Here is a 12,425-nt window from a genome sequence, read left to right on the forward strand (position 1 = left end):
GCCTTCGTTCAGGGCTTGTCAGCGCCCCACACGCTGGCGGCGCGGATAAAACCCTTGCGCCCATCGATATCGAACGCGCACCAGCCTGCACCGCACTCGCCCAACTTGCCGATCACACCCGGCGCGACCCGCCACAACACGCGGCCGCTGCCGTCCTTGTTGGCGCGAAGGCCCGTGATGCTGCCGGTAACGATGCCAGCACGTTCGCGGTTCAGGAACTGCTGCAGGATCCAGCCACGCGCGCCGTCCTTGTCCTCGACCAAACGCCAGCTGTCGATCACGCGTAGCACTTTGAGCGGGACGCCCTTGCGCATGTAGGTCCAGGTGATGCGATAATCGCGGCCCGGCCCGACGCGCATGTTCGCCTTGTCCTTGCTGGTGGACACCCAGTACGCTCCGCCCTTGCCGTCATCCTGCGCACGCGCGGGTTCCATCGAGCCCAGCAGCAGCGCCGAGCAGGTTGCGAGTCCGAACGCAAAGTTACGAAGGGCGAGCAAAGTTTTCATGCATCAGCCGTCGCAAAAATGTGCGCACAGGGCAACACTTTGCTACGCGATGTCCACCGGGATGCGCCCCGACGCGGCTTGACCCGCTGCCCCGCCTGCGCCTAGCCTTGCCGGGCCATGCCAGCATCAGACAACTATCGCCCGACCCGCCGTGTCGAAGGCAAGCCCCGGGCAATCGTGACCCGCCGCCTCCTTCCCGAGACCGAGGCACGGATGAGCGAGCTGTTCGAGGTAACCCTCAGCGCCGACGACCATCCGTTCACCCGCGATGAACTCGTCGCGGCAATGCAGAGCGCCAACGTTCTCGTGCCCACGGTGACCGATACCATAGACGCCGCGATGATCGCACAGGCCGGCCCGCAATTGGGCCTGATCGCAAGCTTCGGCGCAGGCATCGACCACATCGACCTTGCCGCAGCCAGAGCCCGCAAGATCATGGTCACCAACACCCCCGGCGTGTTCACCGACGACACCGCCGACATGACCATCGCGCTGATCATCTCGGTCTCGCGCCGGCTCAACCATGGCGGCCGCGTGCTGCGCGCGGGCAAGTGGGAGGGCTGGGCACCATCGACGATGCTCGGCCATCGCCTCGCTGGCAAGACGCTCGGCATCGTCGGCATGGGCCGCATCGGTCAGGCCGTCGCCTACCGCGCCCGCGCGTTCGGGCTCAACGTCGTATATCACAACCGCCACCGCCTTCCGCAGGCGCAGGAGACGATGTTCGGGGCTACGTTCGAACCCGATCTGGACACTTTGGTCGCACGGTCCGACATCCTCACTCTGCATTGTCCGGCGAACCCCGAAACGCATCATATCATCGACGCGCGCCGGATCGCCCTGATGAAACCTAACGCCTATCTGGTGAACACCGCGCGCGGCCGTCTGGTCGAGGAAGAGGCGTTGATCGCGGCGCTCGTCGAAGGGCGCATCGGCGGTGCCGGGCTCGACGTGTTCGAACACGAACCACAGGTCGACCCGCGCCTGCTCGCTCACCACAACGTCGCGATCCTGCCGCACATGGGTAGCGCGACGTTCGAAGGGCGACAGGCCTCGGGTGACAAGGTCATCGCCAACATCCGCTTCTGGGCAGACGGCCATCGCCCACCCGACCAGGTGCTCGAAGGACTGGTCTAGCCGTCCCCGTTTCGCACAATATTCGTACAGCGCGATGCTTGTGCGCGGATATAAAATTGCCCTAGAGCCTTTCGCGGAGAGGATCTGGCAAGGACGGCGGTCCGTGCGAGAGGGAGGACATTCATGCGAAAGATTTTGCCGGCTGCGGTGCTTGGCGCTGCGGCCCTGCTGACGCCAGCAGTGGCATGTGCCCAAGCCGGTATCGTCGGCGTAGAGGACGTCGCCGACACCGGCGATACCGCATGGATCCTCGTTTCCTCCGCGTTCGTGCTGCTGATGGCGATGCCCGGACTGACCTTGTTTTATGGAGGCCTCGTCCGCGCCAAGGGCTTCCTCGCCATTCTGGTGCAAGTCGGCGCGGTGGCCGCAGTCGCCTCGGTGCTGTGGATCATGGTCGGCTACACGCTCGCTTTCGGAGACGTTGGTGGCGGCTGGCTCGGCAGCGGTAACGCCTGGATGCTGCTCAACCTCGGCAATGTCCGCGCCGGTACCGCCATTCCCGAAAGCGCTTTCGTCTTGTTCCAGATGGGCTTTGCGCTGATCACGCCCGCGCTGATGGTCGGCGCGTGGGTCGATCGCGCGCGGTTTGGCTGGGTCGTCGGCTTCTGCGCGCTGTGGGGCCTGATAGTCTACGCCCCGGTCGCGCACTGGATCTGGGGTGGCGGCTGGCTGTTCTCGAAGTTCGGAACGCTCGATTTTGCCGGCGGCATCGTCGTACACACGACTGCGGGCATTTCTGCGCTGGTCGTGGCGCTGCTGCTCGGCAAACGCGCCGGCTTCCCCAAGACGCTGATGCTACCGCACAGCCCCTCGCTGACAATGGCGGGCGCTGCCCTTTTGTGGGTCGGCTGGTTCGGCTTCAACGGCGGCTCCGCGCTCGCCGCCAATGACGACGCCGCGTCCGCGATCATCAACACCCACGCCGCCGCCTGCGTCGCCGCGCTGGTATGGCTGGTGATAGAGAAGTTCGCCGTCGGCAAACCCACCTCGGTCGGCTTTGCCACTGGTGCGATCGCGGGCCTTGCCACGGTTACGCCCGCCGCCGGTTTCATCGCGCCCGGTGCTGCCATGCTGTTCGGCGCCATCGCGGCGATCGTCTGCTACCCGATGATCCAGTTGGTCAAACGCCGCCTTGAAATCGACGACTCGCTCGACGTCTTCGCCGTCCACGGCGTCGGCGGCATGATCGGCTCGATCCTGCTCGCCGTGTTCATCGAACCCGCACTCGGCGGCACCGGCTACGCCGAGGGAATGGGCCTTGCCCGCCAACTCGTCGCGCAATTCGCAGGTGTTGGCATCGTCGCGCTGTGGAGCGCGTTTGCCACGGTCGTCTGCGCGCTGATGGTCTCGATGATCGTCCCGATGCGCGTATCCGAAGATGAGGAGCGCGAGGGCCTCGATATTACCAGCCACGGGGAACGTGCGTGGGAATTCGACTAATTCGGGATTACCTTGCACTGCACAATGGCGATCAATAGGCTGGGTGAGATGACAGCTTCAGCGCCACCGACGACATCCGGCCCTGAACAGGATCTGTGCACTTCGTGCGGCATGTGCTGCGACGGAACCCTCTTCACGTTCGTGGAAGTGGCAGAGGACGAGCTTTCCGCCGTCCAGCAGATCTTCACGCTTCATGCCGGGGCGAAAGGGCCGGTCTTCCACCAGCCTTGCACCTACAACCGCGAACACACGTGCATGGTCTACAACGACCGGCCGCAAACCTGCCGCGCCTACCGCTGCAAAACCTTGCTGGCGCTTGATGCAGGCGAAATCGCTCTTCCCGAGGCGGCTCGTCGCGTTGCCGAAACCCTTGGCGCGAAACAGGCTGTCGAGGGCCATCTCGAATGTGGCGAGACGCTCAATGCGGCGCGTGAACGACGGGCGATCGCTGCCACAGACCAAGAACGCAGCAAGACGCAATTGGCGTTCATTCTCAAGCTCACCGCACTCGATCTCATGCTCGACCGATACTTCCGCAAGCGCGGCAAGACGATGCTCTCCTGACTTCGCCAGACCACGCGATAATTAGTTAGCAAGCAGTTGTGCTTTCGCGATATATTATCCCGCGATTGAGTACGCTACCTCTGCCACATGCAGACGACGCCTTCCCCATCTCTGGCGAGCAGATTGTGCCTCGCCTGCGCGATGTGCTGCGATGGGACGATCTACGATGTCGCAGTTGTCCGCGAGGGTGAAGCCGAACGGGCCGCCAGCATCGGCTTCACGCTGACGACCGGCGAGGATGGGCGCGCTGCGTTCAAGCTACCGTGCCATCACCTTGAAGGCACCGCCTGTCAGCGCTATCAGGATTGGCGGCCTTCCACTTGCGGCAAGTTCCGCTGTGCAACGCAAGTTCAGGCATTGATGGCGACATCACAGAAAGCGACGCGCTCGAACGGATCGCAAATGCGCTGAAGGCACGCGAACAGCTGCTGGCTCTACTGGACGAGGGTGAAACCATTTCCGATGCCCGCGCACGTTTTACGCATATGGCGCGCTATCGCGGCACCCTTGCGCCAGCGGATGCACGCTTCGTCGTGCTAATGTTCGCGTTCGAGCGGATGCTCGATGCGCATTTTCGCAAGCCTAGAAAAGGTCGTCTGCCGGTCGTTGCCTGAACAAAAACGGGTGTGGCGCCCCTCACGGACCTGCGGTATCAGCAAGGGCATGGCAGAAGACGCGATACCCTTGGCCAGCAGGCTCTGTCTGGCTTGCGGGATGTGCTGCGATGGCACGCTCCACGATTATGCCAGGCTCAGGGCATGCGACATTGAACCCGCCACAGCCGTTGGACTTCCGACGTTCAACACGGCCGACGGCTTGCCCGCCATGCCGTTGCCCTGCCAGTACCTCGATGGTGCCGCCTGCCGCCGTTATGATGATTGGCGTCCCTCGATATGCGGTGAATATCAGTGCCAGTTGCAGCTCCGCGCCGCTGCGGGCGAATGCACCGAGGCGCAGGCCATGGACCTGATTGCCAGCGCTCTGGCTGCGCGCGACAGGGTTATCGAAGTGGTCGCACCGGGAACTACGCTCACCGATGCCCGCAAGCGGTTCGGCGAACTGGCCGCCAGCAAGCAGGCACTGTCGCCTGCCGACGCAAGGCTCGTGGCGCGCGTATTCGCGCTCGAACGCGTACTCGACCCTCATTTCCGCAAGCCGGGAGCGCGCGGCCTGGCAACATCGCCCGGAACGTCGCCAAACGACTGACCTTCCATCCGGAGCGCTCGTCCGCCCGATCAGTCGCCAGTCAGTATGCGATCGACCAGTTGCTTCACCGTCGGGGTGAAGTTGTTGGAATAGAACGGATCCTGCTTGAAGCGGTACGCCGCGTGGCCTGCGAACATCAGGTTGCGGTCGATGTCGCCACCATGCGCGATGTCCTGCAATGTCTTCTGGATGCAGAAGCTGCGCGGATCGGCAAGCCGCCCCGTCGTGTAATCGTCGTGATCCTTCCACGACGAGAAGCCGCAGTGCGACAGACAGCCCATGCAGTCCTTCTGGTCCTGCTGGATTTCGCCGCGTTCCTCGGGGGTTACGAACACCACCGTATCGTCGGGCGTGCGCAGCGCATGGGTGAAGCCCGCCCCGAACCACGCGCGTGCGCGGTCGAGATCCTTGGGCGTAACCCAGAAGTTCTTGCCCTTCACCCCGACGTCGAGCTGAACGGTGTGTTCGCCCGCAGCAACCTTCGAATAAGGAATCTGGCGCTCCGACCGCGCTTCGAGCGCGCGCAGGAACGGATTGATCACGGCCGATGAGTAGAACCCTGTCGGCGAGAACTTGTGCAACAGCACGTCGCCCGGATTGAGCGTCCGCAGATGGTCCTTCCACCCCTGCGGGATCGGGCTTTCCTCGGTCAGCAAGGGCCGCGTACCGAACTGGAACACGATCGAGCCCAGTTCGGGATTGTCGATCCAGTCGTTCCACTCGCGCAGGAACCACACGCCGCCGGCCATCACGATTGGCACGTCGTCGGAAATGCCCTCTGCGCGCATCGTGTCGCGCAGCACCTTGACGCGCGGATAGGGGGCTTCGGGCTTCCTGGGGTCCTCGGCGTTCGACAGGCCGTTATGACCGCCAGCCAGCCACGGGTCTTCGTAGACCACCGCACCCAGTAATTCAGGCACCTTGTGATAGGCCCGCTTCCACAGCGCCCGGAACGCGCGACCCGATGATACGATCGGCAGGTAATGCACGTTGAACCGGGCCGCGATTTCGGAAAGCTTGTAAGGCATGCCCGCGCCGCAGGTCACGCCCGTCACCAGCCCGCGCGTCTGGTCCAGAACTGCTTCCAGGATCGGCTGCGCACCGCCCATTTCCCACAGCACATTGATATTGATCGCGCCCTTGCCGCCCGAAATCTCGTGAGCGCGCTTCACCTGCTCGACCGCACCGTCGATGGCATAGACGATCAGTTGCTCGTGGCGCTCCTTGCGGGTCAGCGCATCATAAACCTGTGGAACGATCTTGCCTTCAGCATCGTAGCTGTCGGCATTGACCGCGCTGACCGTCCCGATGCCACCGGCCGCAGCCCATGCGCCCGAACTCATATGGTTTGTCGCGGCCACGCCCTTGCCGCCCTCAACCAGTGGCCAGACTTCGCGGCCACCATAGAGTATCGGCTTCAACCCCTTGAACGAAGACATTAATTCCCTTTCAGCGCCCCTGTGCATCAGCACTCTTGGCGGGCTTCAATCGGCAAGGCCTGATGCTGCCAGGCTCGGGCCGCGTCGGCGCGGCGACGAACTGCGCATAGTACCCTGCTATTTCCGGCTTACGGTGAAATTCATCCAAGCGAAAGCCCACAGCCTCCATCTCGCAGATCAGCAAGGCAGGCGGTATCCCGTGCTGGTCGGTTGATCTGTCGACGTCTACAACGACCACGCGGCCACCGGGTTTCAACGAAGGCCACACGCGCCAGGCGAAGGCATAGGGCTCGGTGACCTCATGGTACATGTGCACCATGAACACACGATCGAAGCTTCGCTCCGGCAATCGCGGATCGTCGGGCGAACCGGGCTTGATCGAGACGTTGTCCAGCCGATCCTTTTCGACACGCGATCCCAGCCGTCGCAGCGCATCGCCATCGATGTCCTGCGCCAGCACGCGCCCCTTCGCACCGACCCGCTCTGCCAGTCGGACCGTATAATATCCCTCGCCCGCGCCGATGTCGGCCACGCTCGCCCCCGGCTTGACCGCTGCGAGATCCATCACCGTGTTGGCCTCGTTGCGGTCGTCACGATCGCGCTCGGTCGAAAAACTATTCCCGCCCAGCTTCGAAATGGGGCGGTCGGCCTTGGGAAACGCGCGCGCGGTATCGGACCGGTTATCCTTGGGTGCGGGCTTGCAGGCAGCCACGGCGAAGGATGCCAGCACCGCCAGCGTGATTGAGCGGAAGGCCAGCGGCCCCGTCAATCGTCGTCCTCCACCGTCACCTTTTCGCCGGTCACCCGCTGCGACAGCGCAGCCGCCATGAACGGATCGAGCGCGCCGTCGAGCACCTCGCTCGGGTTGGTCGAAACCACACCGGTGCGCAGGTCCTTGATCTGCTGATAGGGTTGCAGCACGTAGGACCGGATCTGGTGGCCCCAGCCGATCTCGGTCTTGGCGGCATATTCGCCGCTGGCTGCAGCTTCGCGCTTGGCCAGTTCCGCCTCGTATATCCGCGCCTTCAGCATGCCCATCGCGGTCGCGCGATTCTTGTGCTGCGAACGGTCGTTCTGGCTGGCGACGATGATCCCGGTCGGCACGTGGGTGATGCGCACCGCCGAATCGGTGGTGTTGACGTGCTGGCCGCCCGCACCCGATGCCCGGTAGGTGTCGATCTTGAGGTCGGACGGGTTGATCTCGACTTCGATGTTGTCGTCGATCTCGGGATAGACCCAAACCGAGCTGAACGAGGTGTGCCGGCGCGCCGAACTGTCATAGGGGCTGATCCGCACCAGCCGATGCACGCCGCTCTCGGTCTTGGCATAGCCGTAGGCGTTCTCGCCCTTGATCAGCAGCGTCGCGCTCTTGATCCCGGCGGCTTCGCCTGCGTGATAATCGACCAGTTCGACCTTGTAACCGTGGCGTTCGCCCCAGCGCGTGTACATCCGCTGGAGCATTTCGGCCCAGTCCTGGCTCTCGGTTCCGCCAGCGCCTGCGTGTACTTCAAGGAATGCATTGTTGGCATCGGCTTCGCCCGCCAGCAGCGCCTGGACCTTATCGTTGTCGGCCCGCTCGGCAAGCGCGGCGAGCGTCGCCAGACCTTCGTCGATGGTCGCCTGATCGTCTTCCATCTCGCCGAGTTCGACGAACTCGATCGCGTCGGCCATTTCCTGGCCGATTTGATTGACTGTGCCGATCGAGGCTTCCAGCCGCCTGCGCTCGCGCATGACTTCTTCGGCCTTGCGCGGATCGTCCCATAGCTTCGGGTCTTCGACACGCGCGTTCAGTTCGTCGAGGCGGCGCACCGCGCGGTCCCAGTCGAGGAACTTGCGCACCAGCGCCAATGCGGCCTTGATGCGGTCGATATGGGCCTGCCCTTCGGCACGCATGGCAATCTCACTCCCGGAAATTCAAACACGAACTACTGCCGCGCCGCTTAGCGTAGCGGGCAGGCATGTAAAGCCCAAGCGTCGTTTAGGTGCCCTGGCTCAGCAGGAACTTCAGCCCTTGCGGCCCTTCAGCCGCCGCACGGCATCGAGCGTAAGCTTGACGTGATCGCGATAATCCATGTCGGAATGAACCAGCACCACCTTGCCGTCGCGCCCGATCACATAGCTCGTCCGCTTGGTCAGTCCCGTCGATTTGCCGCCGCGTACCAGATCGACGTCGTACGCCTTGATTACCGCAGGCGTTGCCGATGCCACCGCGAACTTGTCACGGCAGGCCTCGGTCGAGAACTTCTGCAGCGTCGCGATATCGTCGTTCGACATGCCGACGACCGTCGCGCCAGCGGCCCTGAAATCCTTGTTCGCCTCGGCAAAGGCATGCGCTTCAAGCGTGCAGCCTTCGGTGAACGCTTTCGGATAGAAGTACAGCACGACCGGCCCTTTTTCGAGCGCCTGCCTGAGCGAGAAGCTGAACGGCTTTCCCGCAAGCGCGCCGCTCGCGACGAACTCGGGCGCACGGGCCCCCTGTGCAAGCTCGGCAAAAGCGGGGGTCGCGGATACGACGGCGAAGGCTGCAACGGCAGCCGCGAAAGAGCGCAGGGTCATGCTGGGCAAGCTATCAGATCGCGCGCACCACCGCCAATGCCTTTGCGGGCAAAGCGCGCATCAGTAGATGCCGCCCTGCTCCTCCAGAAAGCCCTGCTCAGCCGGCGCATCGTTCTCGGCCCCTGCCGCGATTCCCCGTGCAGCGCGCGCCTTGCGCAAAGCATCGATCACCGCCTGCCGCGCGCTGACCTCGCCCGCCCGCGCGGTTCGCTTGGGCTCGGTGTCTGGCTTGAACGCCTCCCAGATGACCGAGGCCTTGGCCACATCATTCTCGGGCGTCCCGCCGAACACACGCTTGCCGGAAACACGGTCGATCTTCACCATGCGCACGCCCTCAGGAACGCGGAACGGAATATCCTTCCAGCGGCCCTTGGTCTCGAGCACCAGCTGCTTGAACACGGGCGCAGCAATCCGTCCGCCCTGCGCATATCCGCCAAGACTGCGCGGCTGGTCATAGCCGATGTACACGCCCGCGATGATATCGGGCGACCCGCCGACGAACCACACGTTGGTCGGACCGGATGTCGTCCCGGTCTTGCCGAACAGCGGCAGGCCTAGATCGCGCAAGTTGACGGCGGTCCCGCGGACCACCACGCCCTCGAGCATGTGCACGACCTGATAGGCGGTCCGCGGATCGATCACCTGCCGGCCCGTAGGCTTGAAGCGGGGCATCGGCTTGCCGTCCCACTGCGCCATGCTGCACCCGTCGCAACGCCGGTTGTCGCCGCGCCAGATCACCTTGCCGTTGCGATCCTGCACATAGTCGACCAGCGTCGGTTGGTGCTGGCGGCCCTGATTGGCCAGCGCGGCGTAGGCGTTGACCATCTTGAGCACGGTCGTATCGCCAGCGCCCAATGCCATCGACAGGTAGGGCTCGTAATCGCCCACGCCTGCCGCCTTGATCGTGCGCACGACCTTGTCCATGCCCACGTCGTTGGCAACGCGCACGGTCATCAGGTTGCGCGATTGCTCGAGCCCCCAACGCATTGTGTGGCTGCCCGAACCGCCTTCATTGCCGAAGTTGCGGAAGCACTTCTCGCCCAGCGCCGCGCCCTGATAGACGCAGAACGTCCCATCCACGACCATCGAGGCGGGCGTCATCCCGTTATCGAGTGCGGTCGCATAGACGAACGGCTTGATCGTCGATCCTGGCTGGCGGTTGGCCTGCGTCGCGCGATTGAACGATCCCAGTCGCGCATCGAATCCGCCCTGCATGGCCAGCACGCGTCCGCTCTGCGGGTCTTCCACAACCATCCCGCCCGAAACTTCCGGCACCGTCCGCACCGCATAAGTGGTCGCATTCACCGGAGCCAACGCGGTGATGTCGCCTGCCCGGATGTTGTCGGGCAGGCCGATGAGGCTTGCCGTCTTGCCATCGGCAAACCCGACCTCGCCGCTCGATCCGCTACGCGACAGCAGCACGCCGGTGCGCCAGTCCTTGTAGTTGATCGAGATGTTGCTGGTGATCAGCTGCGTCTGCCAGTTGCCATCCGAAAGGTCGATATGTGCAATCGGGCCATGCCACGCGCGTCCGCCACCGTAGCGCAACAGCCCCGCCCGCAACGAATTCTGCGCCGCCGTCTGCAACTGCGTGTCGAGCGAGGTACGCACCCACAACCCGCCCGCATAGACGCTGTGCGGGCCGTCCTCAGCCTTCTCGCCGAACTTCTCGATCAGCTGGCGGCGCACTTCCTCAAGAAAATAGCCTGCGTCCGCGGTATAGTTTTCGATCCGGCGCGGCTTGAGCCCCAGCGGCATGGCTTGTGCAGCCGATGCCTGCGCCCGCGTCGCCCAGCCATTGTCGACCATCTGATTGAGCACCCAGTTGCGCCGCTCGATCGCGGTCTGCTCGAACTTGGCGCGGCCATAGCGCTCAGGCGCCTTGGGCAGGATCGCCAGAAACGCCGCCTCGTGCAGCGCAAGATCGCCGACGTCCTTGTCGAAATAGGCCCGCGCTGCTGCCTGTACGCCGAAGCTCTGCCGACCCAGCGGGATCTCGTTGAGGTATAGCTCGAGGATCTGCTGCTTGGTCAGCACGCCTTCGATCCGGCGCGCCAGGATCATTTCCTTGAGCTTGCGCGATATCGAATATTCATCGCCGATCAGGATGTTCTTGGCGACCTGCTGGGTGATCGTCGAGCCGCCCCTCGCCCGTTCGCCCGACCCGAATTTGGTCGCATAATCCACCACCGCGCCCGCGAAACCCAGATAATCGATGCCGCCATGCGTCCAGAACGTCTTGTCCTCGGCCGAGAGGAACGCGTTGATCATCGGTTCGGGAAAATCGACGAAGCGCAGCTGCACGCGGCGTTCGCGGGCGTAGCTCGAAACGATCTCGCCATCGTTGCCGCGCACCATCGTCGGCAGCGGCGGCTGATATGTCAGCAGCTTGTCGGCGGACGGCATCGTGCGGATTACCGCGACCCACAGCACGAACCACGCAACCAGAATCGCGGCGACCAGATAATTCGCCCAGCGGAACCGGCGGCTGGAGTGCCACTTGGCGCGATGCCACTGCGACACGCTCCGCCAGCTTGCGGACAGCCTCGCGCCAAGCCCTGCAAAAGGCGTTGCGAACCGGGATTGCGCTGGGGTCTCGTCGGCCATCGCAGCGCCTCTAGCACGCCCGCGCGTGGGCAAGCCAGTACCTCCGGCTGGAAAAACTGTTCAGGGCGCGCTGGTAACCAGGTTGGCGTCAGGTCCGGCAAGTGCAGGCGCCTGTCCCTCGGCCAGGAAAATCTCGATCGCCCGCGCAACCGAGCCGGAAAACTGCTCAAGCCAGCGGGGATCGCGCATCGACTGCGCATCCTCGACGTTGCTGATGTACCCGGCTTCGATCAGTGCCGAGGGCAGGTCGAGCGACTTCAGCACGATGAACGCCGCCTCACGCTGGGGTTGTTCATGGAACCGCACCGCGTCCCCGCCTTCGCGCACCACCAATTCGCCGAAGCGCTGCGAACGTCCGCGCATGTCGCGCCGGGCGAGATCAACGAGGATCGTGGAAACCACCGCGTTCTTGTCTGCCAGCTTCACCCCGTTCACAGTGTCGGCGCGATTTTCGCGTGCAGCCAGCGCCTCGGCCACAGAATCCGAAGCCTTGTCCGACAGAGTATAAACCGTTGCCCCTCGGGCAGTCGTTGATTGGGCCGCGTCGGCGTGAAGCGAGATGAACAGGTCGGCGCCCAGGCGCTGCGCGATGTCGGCACGTTCTTCCAGCACGAGAAAGCGGTCCTCGTCGCGTGTCAGCGCCACGCGGACGCGGCCACCGGCCAGCAGCGCATCCCGGACCGCCTTCGCCAGCATCAGCGTCGTGTTTTTCTCGCGCTCGCCGCCTTGCCCGCTTGCACCAGGATCGTGGCCGCCATGGCCCGCATCGATCACCACCAGCGGACGGCTTGCGTCGGGCGGTCCTTCCACCCTCGGCAGACCAATGCGTCCCTGACGGCCAGGCATCTCCAGCCGAACAACCTGATCGGGAAGAACGCGAGCAATCCCGGCAGAAAATGACGCCCACATCGCGATCCCAGCGAGCAGAACGCCCGCCAGGAATGCCGCAAGGGTGCCCCGGTCCGTCATC

13 protein-coding genes are annotated in these 12,425 nt (G+C 64.0%); 6 read left to right on the plus strand and 7 right to left on the minus strand.

The features are described 5' to 3' along the window. Nucleotides 1-8: 8 nt before the first annotated feature. Nucleotides 9-506, minus strand: a complete 498-nt coding sequence (locus GGQ88_RS08800) for an SH3 domain-containing protein (protein WP_183612775.1) — start codon at nucleotides 504-506, stop codon at nucleotides 9-11. A gap of 117 nt (nucleotides 507-623) precedes the next feature. Here GGQ88_RS08800 and GGQ88_RS08805 point away from each other — a divergent pair, with 117 nt between their 5' ends. From GGQ88_RS08805 to GGQ88_RS08825, 6 genes are all read left to right on the plus strand, one after another. Continuing rightward, nucleotides 624-1,643 (plus strand): 2-hydroxyacid dehydrogenase, encoded by a 1,020-nt coding sequence (locus tag GGQ88_RS08805; protein ID WP_183612776.1) that lies wholly within the window; start codon nucleotides 624-626, stop codon nucleotides 1,641-1,643. Between the two features lie 123 nt (nucleotides 1,644-1,766). Beyond that, nucleotides 1,767-3,083, plus strand: a complete 1,317-nt coding sequence (locus GGQ88_RS08810; protein ID WP_183612777.1) for an ammonium transporter — start codon at nucleotides 1,767-1,769, stop codon at nucleotides 3,081-3,083. A 48-nt stretch (nucleotides 3,084-3,131) separates the two neighbouring features. Further along, nucleotides 3,132-3,647: a YkgJ family cysteine cluster protein gene (locus GGQ88_RS08815; protein WP_183612778.1), complete on the plus strand. Its 516-nt coding sequence runs from the start codon at nucleotides 3,132-3,134 to the stop codon at nucleotides 3,645-3,647. 87 nt (nucleotides 3,648-3,734) lie between these two features. After that, nucleotides 3,735-4,058, plus strand: coding sequence for a YkgJ family cysteine cluster protein (locus GGQ88_RS08820; RefSeq protein WP_183612779.1), 324 nt, complete (start codon nucleotides 3,735-3,737; stop codon nucleotides 4,056-4,058). 74 nt (nucleotides 4,059-4,132) lie between these two features. Continuing rightward, nucleotides 4,133-4,261 carry a hypothetical protein gene (locus tag GGQ88_RS21535; RefSeq protein WP_281372430.1) on the plus strand — a complete coding sequence of 43 codons (129 nt, stop codon included), beginning with the start codon at nucleotides 4,133-4,135 and terminating at the stop codon, nucleotides 4,259-4,261. Between the two features lie 49 nt (nucleotides 4,262-4,310). Continuing rightward, nucleotides 4,311-4,853: a hypothetical protein gene (locus GGQ88_RS08825; protein ID WP_183612780.1), complete on the plus strand. Its 543-nt coding sequence runs from the start codon at nucleotides 4,311-4,313 to the stop codon at nucleotides 4,851-4,853. A 29-nt stretch (nucleotides 4,854-4,882) separates the two neighbouring features. Here the strand turns inward: GGQ88_RS08825 and GGQ88_RS08830 are convergent, their stop codons facing one another. The 6 genes from GGQ88_RS08830 to GGQ88_RS08855 form a co-directional block, all read right to left on the minus strand. Then, the gene (locus GGQ88_RS08830; RefSeq protein ID WP_183612781.1) at nucleotides 4,883-6,292 is read right to left on the minus strand and encodes an NAD(P)H-dependent flavin oxidoreductase; all 1,410 of its coding nucleotides are present in this window, start codon (nucleotides 6,290-6,292) and stop codon (nucleotides 4,883-4,885) included. A 10-nt stretch (nucleotides 6,293-6,302) separates the two neighbouring features. Then, nucleotides 6,303-7,061: a class I SAM-dependent methyltransferase gene (locus tag GGQ88_RS08835; protein ID WP_246385671.1), complete on the minus strand. Its 759-nt coding sequence runs from the start codon at nucleotides 7,059-7,061 to the stop codon at nucleotides 6,303-6,305. Continuing rightward, entirely contained in the window at nucleotides 7,058-8,185 is a 1,128-nt protein-coding gene (prfB, locus tag GGQ88_RS08840) for a peptide chain release factor 2 (protein WP_183612782.1), read from the minus strand. The genes GGQ88_RS08835 and prfB overlap by 4 nt, the downstream gene beginning before the upstream one ends. Before the next feature lie 111 nt (nucleotides 8,186-8,296). After that, nucleotides 8,297-8,848, minus strand: a complete 552-nt coding sequence (locus tag GGQ88_RS08845; RefSeq protein ID WP_183612783.1) for a peroxiredoxin — start codon at nucleotides 8,846-8,848, stop codon at nucleotides 8,297-8,299. A gap of 60 nt (nucleotides 8,849-8,908) precedes the next feature. Beyond that, the gene (locus GGQ88_RS08850) at nucleotides 8,909-11,455 is read right to left on the minus strand and encodes a penicillin-binding protein 1A (protein WP_183612784.1); all 2,547 of its coding nucleotides are present in this window, start codon (nucleotides 11,453-11,455) and stop codon (nucleotides 8,909-8,911) included. Between the two features lie 60 nt (nucleotides 11,456-11,515). After that, the gene (locus GGQ88_RS08855; RefSeq protein WP_183612785.1) at nucleotides 11,516-12,424 is read right to left on the minus strand and encodes an N-acetylmuramoyl-L-alanine amidase family protein; all 909 of its coding nucleotides are present in this window, start codon (nucleotides 12,422-12,424) and stop codon (nucleotides 11,516-11,518) included. Between the last annotated feature and the right edge of the window lies 1 nt (nucleotide 12,425).

The sequence above is a fragment of the Novosphingobium hassiacum genome (assembly GCF_014196055.1).
GTDB classification, from domain to species: domain Bacteria; phylum Pseudomonadota; class Alphaproteobacteria; order Sphingomonadales; family Sphingomonadaceae; genus Novosphingobium; species Novosphingobium hassiacum.